General features: G+C 60.8%; 26 protein-coding genes. 8 read left to right on the top strand and 18 right to left on the bottom strand.

Annotation, left to right across the window (positions count from 1 at the left end):
• Window positions 1-121: 121 nt before the first annotated feature.
• The 9 genes from WBK19_RS11480 to WBK19_RS11440 all read right to left on the bottom strand — a co-directional run bounded on the left by WBK19_RS11480 (window position 122) and on the right by WBK19_RS11440 (window position 9,875).
• Complete coding sequence (locus WBK19_RS11480; RefSeq protein WP_511289820.1) at window positions 122-1,336, bottom strand: CaiB/BaiF CoA transferase family protein; 1,215 nt, start codon at window positions 1,334-1,336, stop codon at window positions 122-124.
• Window positions 1,336-2,121 (bottom strand): glutamate racemase, encoded by a 786-nt coding sequence (murI, locus tag WBK19_RS11475; protein WP_511289818.1) that lies wholly within the window; start codon window positions 2,119-2,121, stop codon window positions 1,336-1,338. The genes WBK19_RS11480 and murI overlap by 1 nt, the downstream gene beginning before the upstream one ends.
• Window positions 2,122-2,218: 97 nt before the next feature.
• Window positions 2,219-2,824, bottom strand: a complete 606-nt coding sequence (locus WBK19_RS11470) for a hypothetical protein (protein WP_511289816.1) — start codon at window positions 2,822-2,824, stop codon at window positions 2,219-2,221.
• Window positions 2,825-2,950: 126 nt separating this feature from the next.
• On the bottom strand, window positions 2,951-4,210 hold the full coding sequence (locus WBK19_RS11465; RefSeq protein WP_511289814.1) for an HD-GYP domain-containing protein: 1,260 nt from the start codon (window positions 4,208-4,210) through the stop codon (window positions 2,951-2,953).
• An 86-nt stretch (window positions 4,211-4,296) separates the two neighbouring features.
• Window positions 4,297-4,788, bottom strand: coding sequence for an RNA methyltransferase (locus WBK19_RS11460; protein WP_511289812.1), 492 nt, complete (start codon window positions 4,786-4,788; stop codon window positions 4,297-4,299).
• A gap of 2 nt (window positions 4,789-4,790) precedes the next feature.
• The gene (locus tag WBK19_RS11455) at window positions 4,791-5,294 is read right to left on the bottom strand and encodes a hypothetical protein (protein ID WP_511290083.1); all 504 of its coding nucleotides are present in this window, start codon (window positions 5,292-5,294) and stop codon (window positions 4,791-4,793) included.
• A gap of 127 nt (window positions 5,295-5,421) precedes the next feature.
• Entirely contained in the window at window positions 5,422-5,994 is a 573-nt protein-coding gene (locus WBK19_RS11450; protein WP_511289810.1) for a hypothetical protein, read from the bottom strand.
• A 149-nt stretch (window positions 5,995-6,143) separates the two neighbouring features.
• The gene (gene icd / locus WBK19_RS11445) at window positions 6,144-7,385 is read right to left on the bottom strand and encodes an NADP-dependent isocitrate dehydrogenase (RefSeq protein WP_511289808.1); all 1,242 of its coding nucleotides are present in this window, start codon (window positions 7,383-7,385) and stop codon (window positions 6,144-6,146) included.
• Window positions 7,386-7,637: 252 nt separating this feature from the next.
• Window positions 7,638-9,875 (bottom strand): NADP-dependent isocitrate dehydrogenase, encoded by a 2,238-nt coding sequence (locus tag WBK19_RS11440; RefSeq protein WP_511289806.1) that lies wholly within the window; start codon window positions 9,873-9,875, stop codon window positions 7,638-7,640.
• Between the two features lie 221 nt (window positions 9,876-10,096).
• Here WBK19_RS11440 and aceK point away from each other — a divergent pair, with 221 nt between their 5' ends.
• From aceK to WBK19_RS11410, 6 genes are all read left to right on the top strand, one after another.
• Window positions 10,097-11,872 carry a bifunctional isocitrate dehydrogenase kinase/phosphatase gene (gene aceK, locus WBK19_RS11435; protein WP_511289804.1) on the top strand — a complete coding sequence of 592 codons (1,776 nt, stop codon included), beginning with the start codon at window positions 10,097-10,099 and terminating at the stop codon, window positions 11,870-11,872.
• A 167-nt stretch (window positions 11,873-12,039) separates the two neighbouring features.
• Entirely contained in the window at window positions 12,040-13,167 is a 1,128-nt protein-coding gene (locus WBK19_RS11430; protein WP_511290081.1) for an NAD(P) transhydrogenase subunit alpha, read from the top strand.
• Window positions 13,167-13,448: an NAD(P) transhydrogenase subunit alpha part 2 gene (locus WBK19_RS11425; RefSeq protein WP_226400950.1), complete on the top strand. Its 282-nt coding sequence runs from the start codon at window positions 13,167-13,169 to the stop codon at window positions 13,446-13,448. Before WBK19_RS11430 ends, WBK19_RS11425 begins: the two co-directional genes overlap by 1 nt.
• A 2-nt stretch (window positions 13,449-13,450) precedes the next feature.
• A complete protein-coding gene (locus WBK19_RS11420; RefSeq protein ID WP_511289802.1) occupies window positions 13,451-14,821 on the top strand; it encodes an NAD(P)(+) transhydrogenase (Re/Si-specific) subunit beta in 1,371 nt (456 codons plus the stop codon).
• Between the two features lie 106 nt (window positions 14,822-14,927).
• Window positions 14,928-16,148, top strand: coding sequence for a methyl-accepting chemotaxis protein (locus tag WBK19_RS11415; RefSeq protein WP_511289800.1), 1,221 nt, complete (start codon window positions 14,928-14,930; stop codon window positions 16,146-16,148).
• A 45-nt stretch (window positions 16,149-16,193) separates the two neighbouring features.
• Complete coding sequence (locus WBK19_RS11410) at window positions 16,194-17,300, top strand: YeeE/YedE family protein (protein ID WP_511289798.1); 1,107 nt, start codon at window positions 16,194-16,196, stop codon at window positions 17,298-17,300.
• Between the two features lie 98 nt (window positions 17,301-17,398).
• On the opposite strand, the gene WBK19_RS11405 is transcribed toward WBK19_RS11410, so the two are convergent.
• On the bottom strand, window positions 17,399-18,142 hold the full coding sequence (locus tag WBK19_RS11405) for a J domain-containing protein (protein ID WP_511289796.1): 744 nt from the start codon (window positions 18,140-18,142) through the stop codon (window positions 17,399-17,401).
• Window positions 18,143-18,381: 239 nt separating this feature from the next.
• Between WBK19_RS11405 and WBK19_RS11400 the strand changes: the two genes are divergently transcribed.
• Both WBK19_RS11400 and WBK19_RS11395 read left to right on the top strand, forming a co-directional pair.
• Window positions 18,382-19,242, top strand: a complete 861-nt coding sequence (locus tag WBK19_RS11400; RefSeq protein ID WP_511289794.1) for a tRNA nucleotidyltransferase — start codon at window positions 18,382-18,384, stop codon at window positions 19,240-19,242.
• 11 nt (window positions 19,243-19,253) lie between these two features.
• Window positions 19,254-19,613 (top strand): NifB/NifX family molybdenum-iron cluster-binding protein, encoded by a 360-nt coding sequence (locus tag WBK19_RS11395; protein WP_511289792.1) that lies wholly within the window; start codon window positions 19,254-19,256, stop codon window positions 19,611-19,613.
• A 140-nt stretch (window positions 19,614-19,753) separates the two neighbouring features.
• Here WBK19_RS11395 and WBK19_RS11390 read toward each other — a convergent pair whose 3' ends face one another.
• The 8 genes from WBK19_RS11390 to soxC all read right to left on the bottom strand — a co-directional run bounded on the left by WBK19_RS11390 (window position 19,754) and on the right by soxC (window position 26,953).
• Window positions 19,754-20,368, bottom strand: coding sequence for a rhodanese-like domain-containing protein (locus WBK19_RS11390; RefSeq protein WP_511289790.1), 615 nt, complete (start codon window positions 20,366-20,368; stop codon window positions 19,754-19,756).
• Window positions 20,365-22,086 (bottom strand): thiosulfohydrolase SoxB, encoded by a 1,722-nt coding sequence (gene soxB, locus WBK19_RS11385; protein WP_511289788.1) that lies wholly within the window; start codon window positions 22,084-22,086, stop codon window positions 20,365-20,367. Before soxB ends, WBK19_RS11390 begins: the two co-directional genes overlap by 4 nt.
• Before the next feature lie 101 nt (window positions 22,087-22,187).
• The gene (gene soxX / locus WBK19_RS11380) at window positions 22,188-22,835 is read right to left on the bottom strand and encodes a sulfur oxidation c-type cytochrome SoxX (RefSeq protein WP_511289786.1); all 648 of its coding nucleotides are present in this window, start codon (window positions 22,833-22,835) and stop codon (window positions 22,188-22,190) included.
• A 14-nt stretch (window positions 22,836-22,849) separates the two neighbouring features.
• On the bottom strand, window positions 22,850-23,665 hold the full coding sequence (gene soxA, locus WBK19_RS11375; protein WP_511289784.1) for a sulfur oxidation c-type cytochrome SoxA: 816 nt from the start codon (window positions 23,663-23,665) through the stop codon (window positions 22,850-22,852).
• Between the two features lie 80 nt (window positions 23,666-23,745).
• Window positions 23,746-24,057 carry a thiosulfate oxidation carrier complex protein SoxZ gene (gene soxZ / locus WBK19_RS11370; protein WP_511289782.1) on the bottom strand — a complete coding sequence of 104 codons (312 nt, stop codon included), beginning with the start codon at window positions 24,055-24,057 and terminating at the stop codon, window positions 23,746-23,748.
• Between the two features lie 27 nt (window positions 24,058-24,084).
• Window positions 24,085-24,552, bottom strand: a complete 468-nt coding sequence (gene soxY / locus WBK19_RS11365; protein ID WP_511289780.1) for a thiosulfate oxidation carrier protein SoxY — start codon at window positions 24,550-24,552, stop codon at window positions 24,085-24,087.
• A gap of 24 nt (window positions 24,553-24,576) precedes the next feature.
• The gene (locus WBK19_RS11360; protein ID WP_511289778.1) at window positions 24,577-25,623 is read right to left on the bottom strand and encodes a c-type cytochrome; all 1,047 of its coding nucleotides are present in this window, start codon (window positions 25,621-25,623) and stop codon (window positions 24,577-24,579) included.
• Complete coding sequence (gene soxC, locus WBK19_RS11355) at window positions 25,607-26,953, bottom strand: sulfite dehydrogenase (RefSeq protein WP_511289776.1); 1,347 nt, start codon at window positions 26,951-26,953, stop codon at window positions 25,607-25,609. The genes WBK19_RS11360 and soxC overlap by 17 nt, the downstream gene beginning before the upstream one ends.
• Between the last annotated feature and the right edge of the window lie 14 nt (window positions 26,954-26,967).

Below are 26,967 nucleotides of genomic sequence, written 5' to 3'. Positions count from 1 at the left end.
TTCATCGGGAGCCGGCACTCCGGGCTGAACCCTGGTCACAAAGCGGCCCCGGGACGCATTTCAATTTTGGCCAAAATTTCCGGTTGACCGTGGAATCGTGCCAAACGGCACGCCGGAGCATTCAGATTGCCCGGTCGGCTATCAACGTGGCGATGCGCTCCGGCGAGTAGCCCAGCCCGGCCAACACGGCGTCGGTGTGCGCCCCCAGTTCCGGCCCGATCCACTCGGTTGCGCCCGGCGTTTCCGACAATTTGGGCACGATGCCCGGCATCTTGAATTCCTTGCCATCCGGCAAACGGGCCGATTCGAACATCTGACGGGCGATGAATTGCGGGTCGGCGAACATGTCGACAGCGGAATAGACGCGCGACGAGGGCACCTCGGCCGCGGCGAGAATCTCCAGCACCTCGGCCTCGTCGTGTTCGGCGGTCCACGCGTCGATCAGCCCGTAGATCTCATCGCGCCGGCCATCGCGGCCGGCGTTGTCGGCCAGGGTCGGGTCGTCGGCCAGATCCGGCCGGCCCATGGCCAGCATGAAACGCTTGAAAATGGCATCGCCATTGGCGCCGATGGTCACGTGCTTGCCGTCCTTGGTCGTGTGCGTGCTCGACGGCGTGATGCCCGGCATGATGTTGCCGGTGCGCTCACGGACGAAGCCGAAAACGTCGAATTCCGGCACCATCGACTCCATCATCGCGAAGACCGCCTCGTAGAGCGCAACATCGACCACCTGCCCGGCCCCGCCGTTGACCTCCTTGTGGCGCAACGCCATCAGGGCGCCAATTGCGCCCCACAGCGCGGCAATCGAATCGCCGATGGAAATCCCGGTGCGCACCGGCGGCCGGTCGGGAAAGCCGGTGATGTAACGCAGGCCGCCCATCGATTCGCCAACCGCGCCAAACCCCGGCTGATCCTTGTACGGCCCGGTCTGGCCGAAGCCGGAAAGGCGCACCATGACCAGCCCCGGGTTGTCGGCCTTCAAGGTTTCCCAGCCCAGCCCGAGCTTTTCGAGCACGCCGGGGCGGAAATTCTCGACCAGGATGTCGGCTCCGGCAATGAGCTTGCGGACGAAAGCGACGCCCTCCGGATGTTTGAGATTGGCCGTCACCGATTTCTTGTTGCGCCCCTGCACGGCCCACCACAGCGAGGTGCCTTCGTAGAGTTTGCGCCACTTGCGCAGCGGGTCGCCGCCGTCGGGCGATTCGACCTTGATCACCTCGGCGCCGAACTCGCCCATGATCCGCGTGCAGAACGGCCCGGCGATCAGCGTGCCGAGCTCGACAACCTTGAGACCGGCCAGCGGTTTTTGCGCCTCGTTTTTTTGCCCCTCGCTCATCAAGGCTCCCAGTGTTCGATTTTCAATTTTTGCCCAAAAATCCGGTCGACCGTAGCAATCACCGAAGCCGGCGCCCCGCTCGTCGCCACCGTCAGACGGCCCTCGCCGCCGCCGAGCAGATTGCTCGCCGCCAATAGCCGCTCAAGCTGACGCGCCACCGGCTCACCGGTATCGAGCAGAATCGTTCCCGCCGGCATGCGCCGGGCAATGGCCGCCGACACGCACGGATAATGCGTGCAGCCGAGCACCACGACATCAGCCGCCGCCGCAGCGAGCGGCGCGACAAAAGTATCGAGCAAGGCCGCCACGGCAGCGCTGTCCGGCCCCTCAGCCTCAATCGCCTCGGCCAGCCCCGGACACGGCTGGGCAATGACCCGATGGCCGTTGGCGTGATTGCCGACCAGCCGCTGAAAACGCTCGCTAGCCAACGTCCGCGTCGTCGCCAGCACGCCAATGACGCCCGTTCTGGTCAGCGCCACCGCCGGCTTCACCCCCGGCTCCAGTGCCACCACCGGCACCTCAATGGCCGCCCGAATCGCCTCCGCCGCCGCTGCTGTCGCGGTGTTGCAGGCAATCACCAGCGCCTTGGCCCCGCGCTTGACCAGCGCCTCAGCAATCAACACGCCGCGCTCGCGCAGAAACACTTCCGGCCGGTCGCCATAGGGCAGAAAGCGGGTGTCGGCAAAATAGAAAAAGTCTTCCTGCGGCAGCCGCTCGCGCAGGGCGCGCAGCACCGTCAGGCCGCCGAGGCCGGAATCGAAAACAGCGATGGGATGAGAGGTCACAAGTACATCAGGCAAAAAGGTAGATAGTCGATCTTAGTTGTTGTCCGCAGCCCACTGCAGATGTTCATCTTACGGAATTAGGCGTTCAACTTTGAAGTTAGGCAGTTGGATATGTATGGTATGAAACACTCGGAGAGTTAAGCAAATTGCCCCAGAGCGCCCATGTACTCTGATCCGGTGCAGTTGCACCAAACGCCCAAAGTTCAGCAATTGGCAAGTTGGGAATAGTAAGCGTCGACAAGTCGAACCTAAACGCACGATTTAGATGAATGGCAACAACCAATTCCGGTGAGCTCGTGTATTTGGCCAAATCGGAGATTATGCGCTGCAGGCTGGCTTCTGGGGCCGTATCCTTCGGCGGCAACTCCTTCAACTGAACAGGGGCAAAGTGCCCGCCATCTTGCGTCAGCCAAGCTGCTACGACATCGAAATCTTGGCCCTCACCTGGCGCCAAGCCAACCGTTATACCAATGCGCTGACCGGCAAGGTAACAAAAAATGGCAGCCTCGCGTAACTCGCGCTCGGCCTTTAACCGATTTGTTCGCAGATTACGTATCCGCTTGTGTGAAGCTGAATTAGCAACCTCAAACTCAAGCTGGCGCAGGCGAACGAGGAACGGTCGCGGATCGCGATATTCGAGATTGCTGAAGGTGCGCAGTGCAATTGAGTTCACAGCGCCCAAAGGGTGACAGTCATGTTGCAATTATCCCATCCGCCTCCTACACAACAAAAGGAATCCGCCTCCTTGAGTCCATATAACGACGGCTACGGTCAACCGGAAAAATAAGCCAAAAATGAAATGCCGTCGTCCTTCTGACCGCCGACCGGCTCATATCCCGAAATGATGACGAACCTGATCTTCAAGTAGTTGGCTGGCGAATTCTTCGCTGCAGCCGGCCAGTTGATCGAAGATATCCCGCGCCATGGGGTGAAACACGGCCATTACGCCAGGATCGAAGTGGCTGCCGGTGTCTTTTTCCAGAATGGCCATCACCGCGTCAAAGCCCATCGTTTCCTTGTAGGGGCGTCTGGAGCAGAGCGCATCGAAGACATCCACTACGGCAAAGATGCGGGCGGCGAGCGGTATTTCGTCGGCTTTGAGGCGACGCGGATAACCAGAACCGTCCCACCTTTCGTGATGGCCGGAGACGACTTCGCTGGCACCGTCGAGCCAGCCGATGCCGGTCACGATTTCTTCACCCAGGCTGACATGGGTTTTCATGATGGCGAATTCGGCGTCGTCGAGTTTTCCCGGCTTGAGCAAAATGGCGTCGGGAATGCCGATCTTGCCGACATCGTGGAGAAAGCTGCCGATGATCAGTGACTGCATCGTGGTGCCGCGAAAACCGAGTTTGCCGGCGATACGCGAGGCGATCCAGGCGACCCGGTAATTGTGGGTGCCGGTATCGGAATCGCGCTTGGCGATGGCCCGGCCCAGCGCTTCCATCATCGAAATGTGCGAATCGAGGACTTCGCGGGCCTTGCGCTCGTTGTCGGCGGACAGGCGGACGACCACCGGATAGATTGCCGCGCCGCACAACAGCGAGGCGAAGCCGACCATCAAGGCGGCGGACAGCGCACTGTCGAGCATCTGCTGGCGCTGCCACTCAGGCACAACGCGGACGCCTTCGAAATAGCCGGTGATCTCGGACTGCGGGGTGCCACCGGTGCGCAGCGGAACGAAAACGCGCAGAACCCAGCGCCCATCAGGCAACTTGAGGCTTTCATAAGAGGTCGCCGTATAAGTCGGCTTGGCGTGGTGAATCAATATGCCTTCGAGCTGCAAGCCTTCCGCCGTCATTTCTTCGGCCATTTTTTGGCCTTGGCCGTCGTAGATTTCGGCGATGTCGAACAGGCCGCCGGTCAGTGTTTTGGCCGCATCGTTGGCATGTGCCGCGGCATCCGGCCCGCTCAGTGCGATGGCGCCAAAATGGCCCAGCAGCCGCTGCGACTCTTCAATGGCCAGCGAGACCGTGCTTTCCTCGGCGTTTTCGCGGGCGACGAACCAGGCCAGCGGGCTGGCCAGAAACGCGAGCAGCAGGCTGACCGCGCCGATTCGCCAGGCCGTGCGTTTGTTGAAGGGGTTCATGCGAGCTCCCGTCTCATTGCCTCAACTCAATTCGCGATTATTGCCGATGAATCTTAAGACAGTCTGACGGCTGGACGGTTGTCCCCTTAACCGCGATTGCCGCTTGCCTTGAGCATCCGGTCATAGAGCACGACATTGACCGTCGCTGCCAGGTTCATGCAGCCATGGGTGGGGATGTAGACGATGTCCCGACACCATGAGGTGACGTTCTTTTTCAGGCTGCCGTCTTCCGGGCCGAAGATGTAAAAAGCGCGTTCGGGGTGCTGGTATTCGGTGAGCGGCTTGGCGTCCGGGTGGACTTCGATAGCGACAGGGACGCAGCCAAAGGGGATGACCTGTTGCAGGTCATCGACGCCGATCAGCGGCAGTTGCATGTGAACCTGCTTGGTGTCGGTGCGGAATTCGACGGCGCGCTCGTAGCGTTTGCCGGTGTAGAACACCGTGTTGACGCCATAGCAGCCGGCGGCGCGCATGATGGAGCCGACGTTTTCGGGGCCTTTCGGGTTGTACAGGCCGATGCAGGAATAGCCGGTGTAGCCCTGGACGGCCTGTTTTCTGGTGATGGTTTCGATACTCATCGTTACTCGGGCTGGCGGAATTCGTCGTCTATCCAGGCATTGGCGCTGGCCGGGCTGAGCTTGAAGTTCGGGCCGACACGCACCTTGGCCAGTTGCCCGCCGTCGGCATCTTCGGCCGATAGCGTGGCGTAGGGATCATCCTCGTCGGGAACGATGTCGAGGCATATCAAAATTGGCCCGCTTTCCCGGTCGACCGTGAGCTTCTTGTGCAGTTGGGCGTGCAGCTGATGTTCGTGCCGGCGGAGGACTTCCGAGGCGGTCTTGATCAAAGTCTGGAAGGCGGAAACGTCGAGCGGCTTGGGATTTTTCTTGTCGCGCCCCATGGTCCACGGGCCAACCAGCGCCGGCTCGGCTTCACCATCCTTGATCATTTCGACAGCCCAGCCTTCGTCATCTTCGTTCTTGATGACGCGGGCGGTCCAGCCGTTGTTGCGCCACAGGCGTGGCTCGTTGATGACGTCGGCTTGTTCGGTGTCGACGGGGTCGTTGATTGCGTTTTCTGTCATCCGCGAATTGTACTTCCCGGCGCAGCCCTGCTGCTTGCCGAACAGGGCTTTGTGGATACCCATCCCCACCCCGACCCTCCCCTTGAAGGGGAGTGAGCGGCCATTTATACGATTGCCCAGCGACCGCTTACGGGGTTACGGCAGCCTTGCTGGCTTCGACTTCAAGATGGCAGGGAGAGAGCAGCAGATGGGCCAGATGCTCCGGATCGTTTCCGCCCAGATGTTCGGCGAAGGCCGTCAGGCGGGGATCGTTGGCCTCGGTCAAGGTGGCGATCAGTTGCCGTGCCGCTTCGCGCGGATTGGTCACGCCGGGCACGTACCCCGGCCAGTCCTTGTAGTGGGTCAGCAGTTCGGCCTTGTGGTCCTGATAGAGCGCTGAATTCTGCACGAACTCGAGCTCGGCCTGTTTGGCGGCAATTTCCGCGTCGATCTCGGCGTCGGTATTCTGGTAGTGGGCCTTCTCGGCCTCAGTCCAGTGCGGCTTTTCGCCATGCTTTTCGCGCAGGGTGGCGAAGGTGCTGTCCAGTTCGATCTGCGAATGGGTCGAGGCGTCGCGGAAGACATGCACCATGTCCTTGCCGTGTCCTTCCTTGCCAACGTAGCGCATGCCGGCCGTGACGCGCCGCGGATTGAAGCGAAACTGGCGGGCGCAGGCGGCGCGGAGGAGATCGAAAAGTTCTTCAATTTTGGCTGGGCTCACAGGACTATCCTTTCGCTCGCCCCGAACTGCGGCGATTTCATCGCTGGCCAATTGGCTGGCAACAGCATACGCCTGCGCTGGCCCAACTGGCAGCCCGAAATGACAAAAGCCACCTTGCGGTGGCTTCGTTCAATCAGTCTCCCGGCAAATCACATGCGGGCGATCATCGCGTCGCCGAAGGCCGAGCAGGACAGCTCTTCGGCCCCGTCCATGAGACGGGCGAAGTCGTAGGTCACCTGCTTGTCGCCAATGGCTTTTTCCATGGCCTTGATGACGAGGTTGGCCGCTTCGGTCCAGCCGAGGTGGCGCAGCATCATTTCGGCCGAGAGGATGAGCGAGCCGGGGTTCACCTTGTCCAGCCCGGCGTACTTCGGTGCCGTGCCGTGGGTGGCTTCGAAGCAGGCGTACTGGTCGGAGATGTTGGCGCCCGGGGCGATGCCGATGCCGCCGACCTGGGCGGCCAGCGCGTCGGAGATGTAGTCGCCGTTGAGGTTGGTGGTGGCGATCACGTCGTATTCGGCGGGACGGAGAAGAATTTGCTGCAGGAAGGCGTCGGCGATGGAATCCTTGACGGTGACTTCGCGGCCGGTGTTGGGGTTGGTGAAATGACACCAAGGGCCACCGTCGATTAGTTGGGCTCCGAACTCTTCCTGCGCCACCTTGTAGGCGATGTCACGGAACAGGCCTTCGGTGAATTTCATGATGTTGCCCTTGTGCACGATCGTCAGCGACTTGCGGTCGTTGGCGATGACGTACTTGAGTGCGGCGCGCACGAGGCGGGTGGTGCCTTCGACGGAGATCGGTTTGATGCCGATGCCGGATGATTCCGGGAAGCGGATTTTCTTGACGCCCATTTCTTTCTGTAGGAAATCGATGACCTTCTTGCACGCCTCGGAATCGGCAGCCCATTCGACGCCAGCGTAAATGTCTTCGGTGTTCTCGCGGAAGATGACCATGTTGGTCAGTTCCGGGTGCTTGAGCGGCGACGGCACGCCCTTGAAATACTGCACCGGACGGACGCACTGGTAGAGGTCGAGCTCCTGGCGTAGGGCGACGTTGAGCGAACGGATACCACCGCCAACCGGCGTCGTCATTGGTCCCTTGATGGAGACCGAATATTCCTTGAGCGCCGCGAAGGTTTCCTGCGGGAACCACTCGTCCGGGCCATAAAGGCGGGTCGATTTCTCGCCGGCGAAGACCTCCATCCAGTAAATCGTTTTTACCCCGCCGTAGGCCTTGGCCACGGCAGCATCGATGACCTTGATCATGACCGGCGTGATGTCGATCCCGATGCCGTCGCCCTCGATGAAGGGAATGATCGGATTGTTCGGGATCGCCTCCCCCGGAACGATTTTCTGACCGCCTTGCGGCACCTTGATGTGAGAAGTCATGGTCTCTCCTTGGGTTTTATCGGACGGGCCGCAGCCGCGCATTCCGTTGAACAGCAAAGCCCGCCGCTTGTCTCCGGCGCCGGGCAGCGAGGTGATTATGTCGCAAAACGTCGGCCGGTGTCAGCCATTTGGCCGCGTGGCGAGGTTCCCACGGTCAACCGGAAAAAAGGCCTGAAAATGAAAAAAGCGAAGACCGGATGGCCTTCGCTTTTTTGAATATCCGGCGCTCACACGCCGGAAAATATGGCTCGCTTAGATGCGCGCTGCCTTGAGCGCGGCATTGAGCGTCGGGCTCGGACGCATGATCGCCTTGGTCTTCTCGGCATCGGCCTTGTAGTAGCCGCCGATATCGACCGGACGACCCTGCACCGACTTCATTTCGGCAACGATCTGAGCTTCGTTGTCAGTCAGGGTCTTGGCCAGCTTGGTGAAGTGGGCTGCCAGTTCGGCATCTTCCTTCTGCGCCGCCAGTTCCTGCGCCCAGTACATGGCGAGGTAGAACTGCGAACCGCGGTTGTCGAGCTCACCGGTCTTCGGTGAGGGCGACTTGTTGTTGTCGAGCAACTTGCCGGTGGCGGCGTCGAGGGTCTTGGCAAGCAGAATGGCGCGCTTGTTGCCATCCTTGATGCCTTGTTCTTCGAGCGACACGGCCAGGGCCAAAAACTCGCCGAGCGAATCCCAACGCAGGTGGTTTTCCTGGGTCAGCTGCTGGACGTGCTTCGGAGCCGAACCGCCGGCACCGGTTTCGTACATGCCGCCACCGTTCATGAGCGGGACGATCGACAGCATCTTGGCCGAGGTGCCCAGTTCCATGATCGGGAAGAGGTCGGTCAGGTAGTCGCGCAGAATGTTGCCGGTCACCGAGATGGTGTCGAGGCCGCGGGCAACGCGCTCAAGGGTGAAGCGCATGGCGCGGACCTGCGACATGATCTGGATGTCGAGACCGGAGGTGTCGTGATCCTTGAGGTACTTCTGGACCTTCTTGATCAGCTCGTTTTCGTGCGGACGATAGCTGTCCAGCCAGAAGATGGCCGGCATGCCGGACTGGCGGGCGCGGGTGACCGCCAGCTTGACCCAGTCGCGGATCGGTGCGTCCTTGACCTGGCAGGCGCGCCAGATGTCGCCTGCTTCGACGTTCTGCGTCAGCAGCACTTCGCCGGTATTGATGTCGACGATGTTGGCAATGCCGTCTTCGGTGATCTCGAAAGTCTTGTCGTGCGAGCCGTATTCCTCGGCCTGCTGGGCCATCAGACCGACGTTCGGGACAGTGCCCATGGTCCGCGGATCGAAGTTGCCATGCCATTTGACGAAGTTGATCATCTCCTGGTAGATGCGGGCAAAGGTCGATTCCGGCATGACGCACTTGCTGTCGTATTGCTTGCCGTCAGCACCCCACATCTTGCCGCCCTGACGGATCATGGCCGGCATGGAAGCGTCGACGATGATGTCGTTCGGCGAATGGAAGTTGGTGATGCCCTTGGCCGAATCGACCATGGCCAGACGCGGACGGTGTTCCTGACAGGCGTGCAGGTCGCGGATGATTTCGTCGCGCTTGGATTCCGGCAGGGCCTTGATCTTCTCGTACAGGTCGACCATGCCGTTATTGACGTTGATGCCGAGTTCGTCAAAGGTCTTGCCGTGCTTTTCGAAGGCTTCCTTGTAGTAGATCTTGACGCAGTGGCCGAAAACGATGGGGTGCGAGACCTTCATCATCGTCGCCTTGACGTGCAGGGAGTACAGGATGCCGGACTGGCGGCAATCTTCCAGCGTTTGCTCGTAGAAGTCGCAAAGCGCCTTCTTGCTCATGAACATCGAGTCGATGATCTCGCCTTCGAGCAGGGAGAGCTTCGGCTTCAGCACGGTGGTCTTGCCGCCCTTGGCGATCAGTTCCATGCGCACTTCACGTGCCTTGTCGAGCGTCAGCGACTTTTCGCCATGGTAGAAGTCACCGTGTTCCATGTGCGAAACGTGGGTCTGCGACCATTGTTTCCACTCGCCCATGGAATGCGGGCGCTTCCTGGCGAAATTCTTGACGGCGCCCGGCGCGCGGCGGTCGGAGTTGCCTTCGCGCAGGACCGGATTGACGGCCGAACCGATACACTTGCCGAAACGTGCCTTGAGGGCCTTGGCTTCTTCGGTGTCGGCGGTTTCCGGGTAATCAGGGATGGCGTAGCCCTTTTCCTGCAGTTCCTTGACACAGGCCTTGAGCTGAGCAACCGAGGCCGAAATGTTCGGCAGTTTGATGATGTTGGTGTCCGGCAGCAGGCACTTTTTGCCCAGTTCGCCCAGAGTGTTCGGCACCTTCTGGTCGTCCGCAAGAAACTCGGAGAATTCTGAGAGAACTCGGGCCGAAACGGAAATGTCGGCCTTCTCGATTTCAATGCCGGCCGGCCCCGTAAAAGTGCGGACGATCGGCAAAAACGCACAAGTCGCCAGCAGCGGCGCCTCGTCGGTGAGCGTGTAGATGATCTTGGACTTGCCTGCGGACATACGAACCCCTTGGTGATGGTTTTTAATATGCGAGTCGACGACGATACGCCGATACCCTTGCGCGGTGCTTACAGAGTCTCGGGAGTATCCGCAACGCAGCGCTTCCGGTCAACGGTGAAATACGGTTTCACAGTGTGGTCCGCCGCGGATGCCCCGAATGGCGGCGATCTCGTCATTTCGCCTCCGGCCCACTAAAATCCGCTGACATACGGAGCGATCACATGAAAATCTCAGTCGGCCTCTACGGCACCAGCGCGCACCAGATTGCGCTGGCCATGATCCAGGGATTCAACAAGCACTACACGCTGTTTCGCCTGAGCAGCCGTGAAGCCAAGTCGCGTTTCGAGCAAAGCGACTGGCAGGGCGTGCACAAGGCAGTGCGCGAGCGTATCCGCTTCTACGATGACCGCGTGGACGAATGCGTCGAACGTCTGCGCGATGACTACGATGCCCAGCACATCGACGACAGCACTTGGCAGCAGGTCAAGCTGCTCTACATCGGCCTGCTCCTCAACCACAAGCAGCCGGAACTGGCCGAAACCTTCTTCAACTCGGTGACGACCAAGATCCTGCACCGCAATTATTTCCACAACGATTTCATTTTCGTCCGCCCGAGCATCTCGACGGAGAACATCGAGGGCGACGACAGCCAGACCTACCGCAGCTACTACGCCAAGGAAAACGGCCTGCGCGGGGCGATCCACGGCATCATCGCCGACTTCGGCTGGCTGCGCCCCTTCGCCGACCTCGAGCGAGATGTTGACCATGTTTACGACTCCGTCAGCCGCCATCTCAACGGCATGCCGCGGCGCGAGGTCAACTTCCAGATCCAGGTACTCGGCTCGCCCTTCTATCGCAACAAGGCGGCCTACATCATCGGCAAGGCGATCAACGGCGCGAACGAGTATCCGTTCGCTATCCCCGTGCTCCACGACGAGGAAGACAGGCTCTACCTCGACACCATACTGCTCGACGGGTGGCGGATCGGCCTCCTCTTTTCGCTGTCGCGCGCCTACTTCATGGTCGACATGGAAGTGCCCTCCGGCTACGTACAGTTCCTGCGCTCCATCCTGCCCGCCAAGCCGCGCTCCGAGCTCTACATCATGCTCGGTCTCGGCAAACAGGGCAAAACCATGTTCTTCCGCGATTTCATCTATCACCTGCACCATTCCGAAGACCAATTCATCATGGCCCCCGGCATCCGCGGACTGGTCATGCTGGTCTTCACCCTGCCCTCGTACCCTTATGTCTTCAAGATCATCAAGGATGTTTTCGGCGCCTCGAAGAACATGGACCGCGCCACGGTCAAGCGCAAATTCATGATGGTCAAGCAGGTCGACCGTGTCGGCCGGATGGCCGACACCCTCGAGTTCTCCAACGTCCTGTTCCCGCGCAAGCGTTTCGACGGCGAGGTCATGGCCGAACTGGAAAAACTGGCGCCGTCCTGCTTCGAAATCGACGGCGATCAACTGATCATCAAGCACCTCTACATCGAACGCCGAATGGAGCCGCTCAACATTCATCTCGACCGCATGGAGCGCGCCAACAACATCGAAGGCCTCGAACACGCCATCCGGGAATACGGCAGCGCGATCCGCGAAATGGCTCAGGCCAACATCTTCCCGGGCGACATGTTATGGAAGAATTTCGGCGTTACCCGCTTCGGCCGTGTCGTTTTCTACGACTACGACGAAATCGAGTACATGACCGACTGCAACTTTCGCAAAATTCCGCCGGCCCCCGATTTTGAAACCGAGATGTCGGGCGAGGTCTGGTACCCGGTGGCCAGAAACGATATTTTCCCGGAGGAATTCGCCACCTTCCTGCTCGCCTCGCCGCAGGTCCGAAAAATATTCCTCAAGTACCACAAAGACCTGCTCGACCCGAAATTCTGGCAGGATGCCCAGCAGAAAATCCGCGACGGCCATGTCGAGGACTTCTTCCCCTACCCGCAGGAACTGCGTTTTGTGAATACCAGCAAGCACCTCAATGAATAGATAAGTGATCACTGACCCCGATAGTCAGAAACTCTGACTTCTGCCGAAATAACAATTCACTTATCTTCGGATCACATACATTAACCGAATCATGACCTCATCGTCATTCAAGGTCAGGTTCGATGCTTCTAAAAACCTACATCGCCCACAATTCAAGGAGAGTGATGATGCCGCTTACCCTGGCGGTTGCTCGCGAAAGCGCCGACGGTGAATACCGTACCGCGCTCTCGCCCGAGACAGCCAAGAAATTCGCCGCCCTCGGCGCCAAGCTTTGCATGGAACAAAGCGCCGGCATCCAGAGCCACTTTCTCGACCCTGACTACACCGGCGTCGAATTCGTTCATGGCCTGGTCGAAGCCTATGCCAATGCCCACCTGATCCTGCGCGTGACCCCGCCAAGCCTGGCTGAAATCGAGCGTATCCCCGAAGGCGCCGTGCTGATTGGTCTGCTCAAGCCCTTCGAAGACAAGGCCCGTCTCGCCGCCCTGAACGCCAGGAAGATCACCGCCTTCGCCCTCGAACTGCTGCCGCGCATCTCGCGTGCCCAGAGCATGGACGCCCTGTCCTCGCAAGGCGCCTGTGCCGGCTACCAATGCGGACTGATCGCCGCCGCCCGCTGCACCAAGTTCTTCCCGATGCTCACCACCGCCGCCGGCACCATCCGCCCGGCCCGTGTGCTGGTTATCGGTGCCGGCGTCGCCGGCCTGCAAGCGATCGCCACCTGCAAGCGTCTCGGCGCCATGGTCGAAGCCTACGACGTCCGTTCCGCCGCCCGCGAGCAGATCGAATCGCTCGGCGCAAAGTTCGTCGACACCGGCGTTGCGGCTGATGGCGTCGGCGGCTACGCCCGCGAACTGACTGCCCAAGAGAAGGCCGCCCAGACCGAGAAACTCGCCAAGGCCGTCGCCTTGTCCGACGTCGTCATCACCACCGCCGCCATTCCCGGCAAAAAAGCACCGATCATCATCACCACCGACATGATCGGTCGCATGAAATACGGCGCCATAATCGTCGACATGGCGGCCGAATCCGGCGGCAACTGCGCTTTGACCCAGCCCGGCGAACACGTCGTCGCCAACGACGTGAACATCCATGGCCCATTGAATCTGCCCTCCCGCATGCCGACCCACGCCTCCGAGCTCTACGCCAAGAACCTCTACAACTTCCTCTCGCCATGGATCAAGGATGGCGAACTCAATATCGACTGGAGCGACGATGTCGTCGCCGGTACGCTGCTGTGTAAGGATGGCGTCACCGTGCACAGCGTGGTCAAACAAGTCATGGGAGAAGCATGATGGACGGCCTGCTCGCGCTCTACATCTTCATGCTCGCCGCCTTCACCGGCTACGAGATCATCGCCAAGGTGCCGGTCATCCTGCACACGCCGCTGATGTCCGGTTCCAACTTCATTCACGGCGTCGTCGTGGTCGGTGCCATGCTCATGCTCGGCACGGCGGACACCCCCGTTCAGCAAGCCATCGGCTTCTTCGCCGTCGCCCTCGGCGCGGCCAACGCCGCTGGTGGTTACGTCGTGACCGAACGCATGCTCGCCATGTTCAAGAAGAAGGAGGGTTGAACATGACCATCCCAGTTTACGTTCAAGGCGCCTGGTTCCTTGGCGCCGCGCTGTTCATCTTCGGCCTCAAGGGCATGAGCTCGCCGGCCAGCGCCCGAAAGGGCATCATCATCGCCGGCTACGGCATGCTCGTCGCCATTGCCGCCACCTTCCTCATCCCCGGCTTGCAGAACCTCGCCCTGATGGCCCTGGCCCTGGCGCTCGGCGGCTCGGCCGCCTGGATCTCCGGCAAGAAGGTCAAGATGACCGACATGCCGCAGATGGTCGCCATTTACAACGGCATGGGCGGCGGTGCCGCTGCCGCCATCGCCGCCATCGAGTTTGCCAAGGGCGATGCCCACAGTCTGGCGACGACGGTGCTCGCTGTCATTGGCGCGCTGATCGGTGCGGTGTCGTTTTCCGGTTCCTGCGTCGCTTGGGCCAAGTTGCAGGGTGTGCTCAAGAAAGCCCATCGCCTGCCAGCCCAGAATGCGGTCAATGTCGTTCTCGCCCTGATCGCCCTCGGTCTCGGTGGGGCCATGGTCGTCATGGCCCCGGCCCAACCGGAACTGATCTTCGGCTTCTTCGCCGTCGCCTTGATGCTCGGTCTGATCGTCACCCTGCCCATCGGCGGGGCCGACATGCCGGTCGTCATCTCGCTGTTCAACGCCTTCACCGGCTTGGCCGTCGGTTTCGAGGGTTACGTGCTGGGCAACCCTGCGCTGATCATTGCCGGCATCGTCGTTGGGGCGGCCGGTACGCTGCTCACCCAGCTCATGGCCAAGGCCATGAACCGGCCGATCTCCAACATCCTGTTCACGCCGATGGTAGCCAGTGGCCCGGGTGAAGCGATCAGTGGTTCGATGAAGGAGCTTTCAGCACTCGATGCGGCCGCGATGATGCGCTACGCCTCCAAGGTCATCATTGTCCCGGGTTACGGTATGGCTGTAGCCCACGCCCAGCACAAGGTGTGGGAAATGACCTCTATCCTCGAAGAAGCCGGGGTCGAGGTGAAGTTCGCCATCCACCCTGTGGCTGGCCGGATGCCGGGGCACATGAATGTGCTGCTGGCCGAAGCTGGTGTGCCTTACGACAAGATCTTCGATCTGGAAGAGATCAACGGCGAATTCGGTCAGGCCGATGTGGCGCTGATCATTGGCGCCAACGACGTGGTCAATCCGAGTGCCAGAACCGACAAGACCAGCCCGATCTACGGCATGCCGATCCTCAATGCCGACATGGCGCAGAACGTCATCGTGATCAAGCGCGGCAAGGGCACCGGTTACTCCGGCGTCGAGAATGCGCTGTTCTACACCGACAATTGCCGGATGCTCTACGGCGATGCCCAGCCGATGGCCGGTGAGATCATCCAGCATTTGAAGGCAATGGGCTAGAGTCGCTTGAGCCGCACTAAATCAGTGCACACGGCTCAGAATTTTGTAACGGCCGTGCCAGCACGGCCGTACAATATCAGGCTATATATTTCCCCGGAACCGGTGAATGAAGCGCATTGATGACCTTCTGATCTGGCTGGCTGCAGCAGCCTGCCTTGGACTGTGGCTGTGGTCACTGGCTGTCGGCCCTGTTTCTCCGCATTTCCTGGTGGTACTTGCTGTACTGCTGGCCGGCACCATTTTGTTTTCCTATGGCGAACGACGGCGCTGGAAAGACAAGCAACTGTCTTACGTCACGGAGCTGAAGGACGTGATGTCGGAATACCAGGTCCTTTCCGACGAGGCCATGGCCCATGCAGAACTGCAGTTCTCGTCGCTCGAAAACGACATGCGCGAGGCGCAGGAGATCATCCGTACTTCAGTCAGCAAGCTTTCCGGCAGCCTGACCGGTCTTGAATCCCAGTCATCCGACCAGCGCCAGATCCTGCGCTCGCTGATCGACCAGATGCTGAACATGACGGGCGAGAACGCGTCGGCACAGGAACAGGTCAGCCTGCAACGTTTCTTCGATGAAACGAATGTCCTGATTGCCGAATTTGTCAGCAAGATGACCCAGATCCAGTCAACCAGTCAGGGCATTGCAGCCAGTTTTGACGAAATGCAGGGCAAGGTTGCGCTGATCAACCGCTCCCTGAACGACATCGCCGGCATTACCAAACAGACCGACCTGCTGGCGCTCAATGCCGCCATTGAAGCCGCGCGGGCGGGCGAAGCAGGCCGCGGCTTTGCCGTGGTGGCGGACGAAGTGCGCAATCTGGCGGCCCGTACCGGCGAATTCAATGTCGATATCCGCACTTCGCTGAGCGATATCATGAAATCGTTGCAGGAGGTCGGAACCCGGGTGGCCGATGCGACCAACATCGACATGAGCCTGGCCGAAAAATCCCGTACGACCTTGCAGGATCTGGGCAGCGAGTTGCTGGCGCTGACCGGCAAGGCGCGCGAGCATTCCGACCACATCACGGCCATCACCGAACAGATGCACGAGATGACCGAGGAAGGCGTCATGGCCATGCAGTTCGAGGATATCGTGACGCAGATGATGTCGCGCATCAGCCAGCGAACGACCAACGTCGGCGAATACATGCACGCCTTCCTGGCCCTGCAATACGACAACGAAGCCGACGGCCTGCAGCGCTTCCGCTCGCGCAGCCAGAAACTGGTTGAACTGCTGGTCAACTCGCACGTTCAGGGCGATGCAATGAAGGCCAGCCATTCCGGTGCGAGTGCGATGAGCAGCAGCAACGGCGACATCGAGCTGTTCTGACCCCAGTTTCGCATTGCTACGGTCAACCCGAAATTTAGGCCAAAAATGGAATTGTCCAGCCTGATCGAAACCCTGGGCGAGAAGACCGCAGTCACGCTGGCCGGCCTGACCATCGGCATCTTTTTCGGCATTTTCGCCCAGCGCTCGCGTTTCTGCCTGCGCTCCGCCGTCGTCGAATTCTGGAACCGCAGCGGCTGCAGCAAGCTGGCAGTTTGGCTCTTCGCCTTTTCGGCTGCGGTCATCTCCACCCAGTTCTTCATCACCCAGGGCTGGCTCGATGTCTCGCAGGCCCGCCAACTGGCGGCCAAAGGCAGCCTCTCCGGCGCACTGGTCGGCGGTTTGCTCTTCGGTGTCGGCATGATCCTGGCCCGTGGCTGCTCGTCGCGCATGCTCGTCCTCGCCGCCAACGGCAACCTGCGCGCCCTGCTCGCCGGGCTGATTTTCGCCGTCGCGGCCCAGGCCTCGCTGAACGGTCTGCTCTCGCCGCTGCGCACCTCCATTTCCGGCTGGCTGACCATCGATGGCGGCACCGCCCGCGACCTGCTCGCCTTCCTGCATCTGGGCAATATCGGCGGCCTGCTCTTCGGTCTCGTCTGGCTCGCTGCAGCCATCCACTTCGCCCGCCGCGCCCACCTCGCCCGGCGCGAATGGCTGGGCGGCAGCGGCGTCGGCCTGATGGTCGCGCTGGCCTGGCTGGTCACCTACCAGGTCGGCACCCAATCCTTCGAAATCATTCCCGTGCAGAGCCTGAGTTTCACCGGCCCGTCGGCCGACGTGCTGATGCTGGTCCTCTCCCCGCCGGGACAGCCGTGGGACTTCAATATCGGCCTGGTCCCCGGCGTGGTCCTCGGCTCCTTCCTCGCCGCCTTGTGGGGCAAGGAACTCAAGCTGGAAGGCTTCAAGGACGGCCACAGCATGCGGCGCTACATGGCCGGCGCCGTCTTCATGGGTTTCGGCGGCATGCTGGCCGGCGGTTGCGCCGTCGGTGCCGGCGTCTCGGGCGCGGCGATTTTCGCGCTGACGGCGTGGATTTCGCTGATCGGCATGTGGCTGGGCGCCGGGCTGGCCGACCGGCTGGTTGACCGCGTTCAACCACCTTCCCGTACGACTCAAGTAGCCATGCCGGTCAGCGAACAAATTCCGCAACCCTGAGCCGCCACCGCCCAACGCAGCAGCTAAAAGCGAAACGGCGACAGAACCCCGCCCTGCCGCAGCTATCTCAAGCCCCGGTCAACCGGCCGCTTGCTGGATCAATAGCAGCCCGCCGCCCGGGCGTCGCGAACGTTCCCGTTCAACGCGTACATATTGCATAGCTGCTTTTTCGGCGCATCTGCCAGCGCCTTGGCCTCCCGCCGCTCGCGGTCCTTCTCGTATTGTTCCTGCGCCCAGCGTTGCTGCTGAAGTTGCGCGTCGAGCCGTTGCTGTTGAAGTTCCAGGGATTTGGCACTGGCGCTGGCACGATAGTCGAGTTCAGCTTTTCTGCGCGCGGCCTCTTCCGATGCGATATCGATCATTTTTCCCTGATTCTGAACCGCCCCTTCAACCAGGAATCGTTCGCTCTCGGCCCGGTAAGCCTCGTTGCGCACCGTCCCCACTTCCCTGACCGACTGAACCTCGACTTGCTTGCTGCGAATCTGCTGATCGCCGCGTTGCCCCATGAATTTGTAGGCAGAATAAGCCAATGCGATCAAGGCAATCCCGATCATCAGCCGGCCGGTCGTGGAGTCCGACCACCAACTCAGGAACGTACTCTCAGATTGATAAGCGTAGGAATGAACCGGTTGTGGATTGAAGTCGGGCGCCGCCGTTAGCGATACGTCATAGGCTGCCCGTTTTTCCGGCGAGGAGAGCACGGCGTAGGCTTCCTCAAGGAAAAGTAGCTGGTTGCGCGCTTCGTGATCGCCGCCTTGCGCCGCCTCGGACAGAACCGGCTTCAGCTTCTGATATGCCGCCTTGATGACCTCCGGTATGGCCTTGGCGCTGACCTGCAACACATCGTAATGAGAAACCTTCATAACCCCCCCTTTTTTTCCGCGAATGATACTGACTGGCGGGGAACACCTCAATATGACCAAGGACTATTCGACTCCTTAATATTGGGAAAAACGAAATTATTCACGCTTGAGCAAAAAAATGGCAGCAAACAGGCCCAAGCTCGGACGATGGCGACCATACAGGCCGTCTGGAACGTTTCTCGCTACCAGCGCAAATACCCTCCCGATTTGTGCCGAAGATGTCAGAAAACTCACAAGCCTTGATCGATTCGCTGTCGCTCGACCCACGGCTATCCCTGTTCGCCGTGGCGGCGGGAGCGACGGCGACCGACGGCGAGCTTGGCGACGAAACACTCGACGACATGGCGGCGCAGGTCGCCAGCGGCGCCCTGGCCGACCTCGACGCGCGACTCGTCTGGCCATTGCTGGCCGAAGGTTTGATGGGCGCCCAGCCGTCGCGCATGCTGGCGGCACTGACCGCCTGCGGCGCGCAGGAACGCCTGCTGCCTGAATTCACCGCCCTGTACGGTCGCTTCGAGACCGGCTTCGATGGCGAGCCGGTCGATCTCGGGCGACACCAGAGGCGGGTACTCGACACGGCAGCCGTCGCCAATGCACCCTTGCGCGTGCGGCTGGCGGCGCTGCTCTGCAATCTTGGCAAGGCCGACTCGCCGCCGCAGCATCTGCCTTCGCACTACCGCCACATCGACCGCTGCCTGCCGCGCATCCGCAACGTCTGCGCCCGCTTCGGCATCCCGGCCGAGCTTGAGGACTTCGCCATCCTGGTCGCCATGGAACTGGAGCGCGTCCATCGCGCGACACGCATGCGAGCTGGCTCGATGGCCGCGCTGATTGAACGGGTTGGAGCCTTTACCGATCCGGCGCACTTCGAGGATCTGCTGACGGTCTGCGCCTGCGACTATTTCGCCTATCCGGGCAACACCACGCCGCTTTATCCGAAAGCCGCCCTGCTCAGACAAGCCCTGGCCGCCTGCCAGTCGCTGCCGGAACCCGACGATGATGAGGCCACCGCGCTGCACGAACGGCGCGCCATGGCCGTCGCCCGCGCCTTGCGCTCCGGCACTGACCACGAACTTTGAAAGGACCAACGATGACGACCGCCCCCCTCTCCCCGGACTGCCTGGTCGCCGTAGCCACCAAGACCGGGCAGCAGATCGACATGCACTTCGGCCACGCCGACGACTTTGCCATCTACGCCGTGCGCAACGGCACGGTGGCCTTTCTCGAAAAACGTGAGGTCGAACATTACTGCCAGGGCGGCCATGGCGACGAGGACAAGCGCGAAGTCATCCTGCGCGCCCTCGCCGACTGCCGAGCGCTGTTTGTCGCCCGGATCGGTGGTGGCCCTGCTGACCGGTTGCGAGAGGCGGGTATCGAACCGGTGGACGACTACCCCTACGGCGCGCCGGAGGAGTCGATTGCCGCCTGGCTGGCCAGCCGCAACGGGTGAGAGCTGCTTAACGGCATGCTTTTCCGGCCCGCAGCACTATCCCACGGTCAACCGGAAAAATCGGCAAAAATTGAAATCGCCCGTGGCGCCAGACAAAAAAATCCCCGCCGCAGCGAGGATTTCTGGCAGCTGATTGACGATCAGCGCGGGAAGTACATCTTCGCCTTGTCCAGCTTGTAGGTCCACGGCAGGCCGGCGTTCTTCCAGCCATTGACGACGCGCTGGCCGGCTTTCGCACCATCCTTGGCGGTATCACCCTCGACCCCTTCGGCGACCCCGTAAACCTTGGTGTAACCAGCCGTTTGCAGGCGATCCTGCGCCTTCGAGCTGCGGTCGCCGGAGCGGCAGATCACGATGATCGTGGCGTCCTTGCCCAGCCCCATTTCCTTCAGGCGGCGCTCCAGTTCCGGCACGAAATCCTGGTTCGGCTCGAGCTTGTACATGTGGCGCTTGTCGTCCCAATCACTCATCAACTCGGGATGTTCGACGTAGGGCACGAGCGCATCGGCATCACTCGGCCAGCCGACGTACATGGCTTCGGCTCGGGTCCGGATGTCGAAGAAAGCGACGCCCTTGGGGTTGGCTTTCTTCATGTCGTAGGCCTGCTGCGGCGTCAGATAGAGGCCGACCTTCGATTTCTTGACATCGGGCAGCTTGTCCCAGTCGGTGCTACCCGGCGCCCAGTCGGCGGCGAAGGTTTGCGTGGCAAAGGCCAGCGCGGCGACTGCAAAGAGTTTCGGCAAGAGTTTCATCATGCGATCCCCGGATTGTTGGCCGCCGCCTTGAGCGTCGGCAGGTTGAGATTGACCGGCTTGACGGTCTTTATGTCACGCAGATATTTTGCCACGACATCCCAGATCGGCTCGCCGGAATTTTTCGCCTCTTCCGAAACCGGTGCCCAGCCGGCCACCTTGTAGTTCTTGGCCGGATCGATGAGCTTGCCCTTGAGCATCATGTTCTGGATACGGTTGCCCATTTTGGCCGTCGGATCGCAGGTCCATTGCAGGCCGCCGACGCGCACCATGTCGCCGCCCTGCTGGTAGTACGGGTCCGGGTTGAACAAGTTGTCGCAGACGTCTTCGAGCACCGTCTTGATCATCTCGCCGCTCATGTTGCTCACCGTCGTCCAAGGATAGGTGATCGCCGTCTGGTCGAGCACGTGTTCCATCAGGATGGGCTGGCCGGGCAACAGCGAAGTGCCCCAGCGGAAGCCCGGCGAGAAGGCGATTTCGGCGTCCTTGACCTTCATCAACGCATCGAGGATGACCTGGTCGAAGGTGCCGTTGAAGTTGCCGCGGCGGTAGAGCAAACCTTCGCTGACAGCCAGCTTTTCGGTGAGTTTGGACAGGTAGGGCGCACGCGCCTTGTCGATCAGCGTCTGCATGTCCTTGTCGGCCGGTAGCAGGTTGGCGAAGACCGGCAGCAACTTGTAGCGGAAGTCGGCGATCTTGCCGTTCTTGACGTCGAAATCGAGCACGCCAAGGTACTTGCCGTTGGAACCGGCGTTGGTCACCAGGGTCTGGCCGCCGGCATTCTTGACGACAACCGGCGCCGGCATGCCGTCATGAGTGTGGCCGCCGAGGATGGCGTCGATGCCCTTGACGCGCGAGGCCATCTTCAAATCAACGTCCATGCCGTTGTGCGAGAGCACGACAACGACCTGCGCGCCGGCGGCACGGGCTTCGTCGACGGTCTTCTGCATGTTCTCTTCCTGGATGCCGAAGCTCCAGTTCGGCGTCTGCCAGCGCGGGTTGGCGATCGGCGTGTAGGGGAAGGCCTGGCCGATGATGGCGACCGGCACGCCGTTCATCTTCTTCATGACGAAAGGCTTGAAGACGGCATCGCCGAAGTCGGTGGTCTTGACGTTCTGGGCGACGATGTCGATCTGGCCGGCGAAATCCTTTTCCTCGATTTCCTTGACCCGGGCCTCGCCGTAGGTCGATTCCCAATGCAGGGTCATGACATTGACGCCGAGCGCCTTGCAGGCATCGACCATGTCCTGGGCGTTGGACCACAGCGCCGTGCCGGAACCCTGCCAGGTGTCGCCGCCGTCGAGCAGCAGCGCGCCGGGACGATTGGCTTTCATGCGTTTGACCAGCGTCGCCAGGTGAGCGAAGCCGCCGACCTTGCCGTAGGTCTCGGCGGCTTTTTCGAAATTCAGGTAGGTGTAGGCATGCGCCTCCAGCGTGTTCGGCTTGAAGCCGAAATGCTTGAGCAGGTTGGCACCGACGAGATGCGGCACCTTACCGAACTGGTCGCCAAAGCCGAGATTAACGTTCGGCTCGCGGAAATAGATGGGCAGCAACTGGGCATGACAATCGGTAATGTGCAGCAGGCTGACGTTGCCGAATTTGGGCAGGTCGTACAGTTTGGCAGCGCCCTTTTCAGCCTGCGCCAATTCACTGTGCAGTGACATGCCACCGGCCGCCGCGACGGCCATGACCTGAAGAAATTCCCGACGATTCATGCTCATTTTTGTTCCTTGAAAATGAAATTCTGGCAAAACCCGCGAGGCGATGGGCGAGGCCAAAAAAATGCCCAGCCAGTTTCCCGGCCGGGCCAATCACGCAAGTTCTAGTCTTTGTTAACCGGCGATTCCGGATCGACCAGGAAAGCCACGATGTGGGTGATCTGCTCCGGCGTCACCCAGTTATGCAGGCCGAAACGCGGCATGTTGGTGCACGCCGTGAAGGCGTTGGAGTTGTAGACCTTGTCGTAGACGTACTTGATGGTCTCTTCCGAATTGCCGCGGATCTTGCCGAAATTGCGCAGGCTAGGGCCGATCGTGCCGTAGGCGATTTCCTTCTTGGCCAGTTCGTGGCAGGCGTAGCAGTTGCCGCCACGCAGCTTGCCGGCCGGGTCGGGCTGGAGGAAGCCGATGTGACCGCCAGTGCCCACGGCTGCGAGCTTCTCGCCTTCCCTCCAGTCACCGATCAGCTTGCCTTCGACCGGATAGCGGATGGTCGCTGCGTTGAGCTTTTCCAGCTTCTCGCCGACCTTGCGCGGCGGGTTGTCGCGGTATTGCTGGCAGGTCTTCATCGTCTCGTCCTGGTCCAGACGGGTCATCCAGTATTTCGGATTCTCGGCCTTGAACGAAGCACGGAACATCTGGTCAGCTTCCTTGGCGTACTTGCCGCCCGGCGCTTCAACGGCTTTCTGAGCCAGGGCCGGCGTTGCGATTGCTACGGTCAACCCGAAAAAAAGGGCAAATTTGAAATTCATGGTCGTCCCCTTTTTCAGCGCTTGATTCCCGGCGTTTCCATGACGGTGCCGGTCGCAGTTTTTTGCAGATAGGTTTCCAGCGCGATGATCGAATCGGCCAGATAGTTCGGCTCAGGCCAGCGGGCCTGGCGCATGCAGTCGATCAGACGACGCTGCATGGTCCACACCGTGCCCTGCGAGACGCGGTACGAGGGCCAGGTCTTCATGGCGAAGCCGGCGCCTTCCTTGGTCGTCAGGTTGCCGAGTTCCTGCAGGCGGATGCGCTTGCCTTCCTGACCGTGGCAGATGGAGCAGGAAAAATCCTGCGGCCCGGAGCGGCGATAGAAAATATACTCGCCCATCTTGGCCATCTTGGCTTCTTCAGGATGCGTCGCCGGCACGTTGATCGGCTTGCCGTTCGACTTGGCGCCGATAAAAGTAACCAGCGCCTCGATGTCGGAATCCTTGCCCGGCTTCGAATACCACTGCTTGGTCGCTTCGGCCAGGGTGAAGCCCTGCAGGGTCATCATGCAATGGACGAGGCGGGATTCGACGTCCATGACCTTGCCGGTATCCTTGAAGTATTTCGGCAGGGCGGCATAGGCGCCGTCCAGCTTGCCCGGCCCCTGACCAAGGTCGCATTGTTCGAGCGAGGCATTCTTCGGGCCGCGCTTTTGCATCCACAGGCCTTCGCCCTTGACTTCGAACAGGTCGGCCGGATTACCGTCGGCCAGCGCTTCGCGATACTTCGCGAGCTCATCGGCCACCTTGCTATCCTGGGCCGCAACACCACCGGCAAAGGCAGCCAGAACGGCAGCCCCAACCAGCGTTTTCATCAAACGTCGAATCATTGATTACTCCTCCACGGGGTAAAGGCAACGGCAGCGGCGATCTGTGTCGCCTGACTGCCGTTATTGCGTGCTATCAGCTATCAGTTGACGACAGCTTCGTCGGAGCGCGTATCGCCCTTGTTGTCTTTCCAGCTGACCGTGATCTTGTCGCCCTTGGCGCCGCCCTTGAACTTGAAAGCCAGGTACGGGTTCTTCGAGACGGACGGTCCGAATTCGCTGGTCAGCACGACCTTGTCGCCATGCTTGGCAACCAGTTCGGTAATGAACCAGGCCGGCACGATCGCGCCAGCCGAGTCTTTGCGCTGGCCGGTTTCCATTTCGTGGCTGACCAGAACCTTGACTTCGGTAACGCCGTCCTTGCTGGCGGCGCGGATTTTCATTGGATTGCCCATGTTTCTATCTCCTTGAATTCGTGTCGATTAGCCGCCGCAGCCGCCGAGAGTGACCTTGATCTCTTTCGTGGCCATGAAGAATTTGCCGTCCGACTTGACCAGCGCATAGATGTTCGAGGTCTGGCCCATCTTGACGCGGGTCTGGACGTTGGCTTCGGTGCCTTCCGGCAGCACGAAGGAAGCGGCCAGCGCGTTCGGGTTTTTCTCGATCAGGATGGCGACCATGGTCACGTTCGGCAGGCTGGAAGCCACGCCAACCGGCACGACGGCGCCGTTTTCGGCGATATCCGGACCGGTAACCTGGACATCCTTGCTGTCAACCGGCGTGCCGGCGCCGATGGCCTTGAGCGTGTCGGCCATGCTCTTGGCGTCGAAGGCAGCCTTGTTCCAGTCAGCCAGGGCCATGCCCGGGGTGATGATGCCGGCGGCGGCCAGCATGCCCAGCAGGGCGGCGCCGGAGCCGGATTTCAGTACGGTGCGACGTTGATTGTTCATGACTTCTCCTCTGTAGAAATTGGGTTACTTCGAGCCGGACAGAATCCACTGAACCAGTGTCTTCAGATCCTCGTCCTTGATATGACCATTCGGCGGCATCGGGATCGAGCCCCAGACGCCTTGCCCACCGGCCTTGACCTTGGCGATCAGGCGCGATTCGGCATCGGTCTGATCCTTGTAGCGGGCCACCACTTCGTTGTAGCCGGGGCCAACGATCTTGCTCTTGATGCCGTGACAGGCCATGCAGCCACTCTTCGTGGCCAGTTCCAGCGTGCCGGCATCGGCCGCCTTCTTGGCGGCCTCGGGGCCCAGCGTCTGGGTGCCGCGGACCGGACCGAATGAACGGTTCTGATCACGCAGTTCGCCGTGCGCCGTCCGGGCATATTCCGGCAGGGTCGAGCCGATCAGCACTTCCGGCTTGCAGTTCTTCATGCACGCCTTATTTGCCGTATCCGGCTTGCCGCCGTTGCCGATGCCGCCCTTCTTGGCCGGCGCACCGGGCCACATGCCGTGGTCGGTCGTCATGCCGTTGCGGTTGGGCAACAACTTCTGCACATCGGCAATGTTCTTGTCGGACAGCACGAAGTCAGCCGGCACGATTTCCTGCAGATTGAGCAGATAGGCCAGGATGGCGTAAACCTCGTCCGGCTTCAGCGACTTCGGTGCCGTCCAGGGCATGGCGCGCTGGATGTAGTCGAAAACCGTCGAAATTGTCGCCACCTTGGTGAAGGTGGTGCGCTGCGGCAGTTCACCGGAAGACAGGCCCTTGACGTTGCCGGACTTGATATCGTCCTTGGTCGTACCGCCGGCCAGCGGCGTGAAGACTTCGTTCGACTCGCCGAAAGAGCCATGGCAAGAAGCGCACTTTTCCTCGAACAGTTCATTACCGCGCTCGACATTGCCCGATCCCTTGGGCAGGCCCTTGAAGTCCGGGCGAACGTCGATGTCCCAGGCCTTCACTTCGGCCGGGGTGGCCGGACGGCCGACGCCCTGATAGTTCTCGAAGGCGATTGCTACGGTCGACGCGGAAAAAAGGGCAAAAACGAAAAGAGGCTTAGAGAACCTGAACATTGCTGACCTCCCCGCTTTCAACCACTTTCCAGGACTGGATGGCGTTGTTGTGATAGATGGACTTGGTACCGCGTACGGCACGCAGTTGGCCATAACTCGGCTGAACGAAACCGGTTTCATCGATGGCGCGCGATTGCAGGATGGCCGGCGAGCCGTCCCACACCCAATTGGTGTTGAAACGGGTCAGCGCCTTGTTCTGGATCGGCCCTTCGAGGCGCGCCGTCTGCCAGTTGATGCCGCCGTCGAAGGAGACATCGACCTGCTTGATCTTGCCGCGACCAGACCAGGCAAGGCCGGAGACGTTGAAGAAGCCCTTGTCGAGCAGCGTCTGGCCACCGGATGGGGTGGTGATCACCGACTTGGCTTCCTGGATCGAGCTGTACTGGCGATGCTGGCCGCTCGGCAGGAGGTCGATGTAATGCACCGCCTCGTCCTTGGTGGCATACGGCTTGTCGCCGACTTCGATGCGACGCAGCCACTTGACCCACGACACGCCCTGCACGCCGGGCACGACCAGACGCAGCGGGTAGCCGTTTTCCGGGCGCAGCATTTCGCCGTTCTGGCCATAGGCCACGAAGACTTCGCCGGACTCGACCATTTCCATCGGAATGGTGCGGGTCATCGAGGAGCCATCGGCACCTTCAGCCAGCACGTAGCGCGCCTTCTTGTAATCGACGCCACAATCCTCCAGCAGCACCTTGAGCGGCACGCCGGTGAATTCGGAACAGGAGAGCATGCCATGCGTGTATTGCACGGTCGGCACTGCGACATTGCCCCATTCGAGGCCGGTGTTGGCACCGCACTCGATGAAGTGGATGCGCGATACCGACGGCAGACGCATCAGTTCGTCGAGCGTGTAAACCTTGGCCTTCTTGAGCAGCGAATCATCCGAGCCATTGACCATCAGGCGATGTTTGGACGGATCGATGTCGTGCCAGCCCTGGTGATGGCGCTCGAAGTGCAGACCGGACGGCGTGATGATGCCGAACAGGCCCTGCAGCGGCGCAAACGATACGGAAGCACCGCCGACGCGGGCCAGACCCGGCGATTCGCGGCGCAGCAACTGGCTTTCGTACTTCGACGGCATGCCGTACGGATTGGTCGCAACCGGCAGGCCGAGCGAGGTTGTCCACGCCGGATTTTCGAGAATGTTCGGATCGCCTTCGCTGGCCCGAACGACCTTCGGGACAGCCAGTGCGGCACCAGCTGCGAACAGGCTCTTGCGGAGAAAATCCCGGCGACCGGCAGCAACGGCCTGAACCTGCTCTTCCGACAGGAAGTTTTCCGGAGCGGGCCGCAGACGCCCCGGTTGTTTAACGATGTCACCCATATTGAGAAACCCCT

It is taken from the genome of Azonexus sp., assembly GCF_049652925.1.
Taxonomy (GTDB): domain Bacteria; phylum Pseudomonadota; class Gammaproteobacteria; order Burkholderiales; family Rhodocyclaceae; genus Azonexus.
Note: the sequence above shows the minus strand (reverse complement) of the source record. Positions and strands in the feature narration are given on the sequence as shown.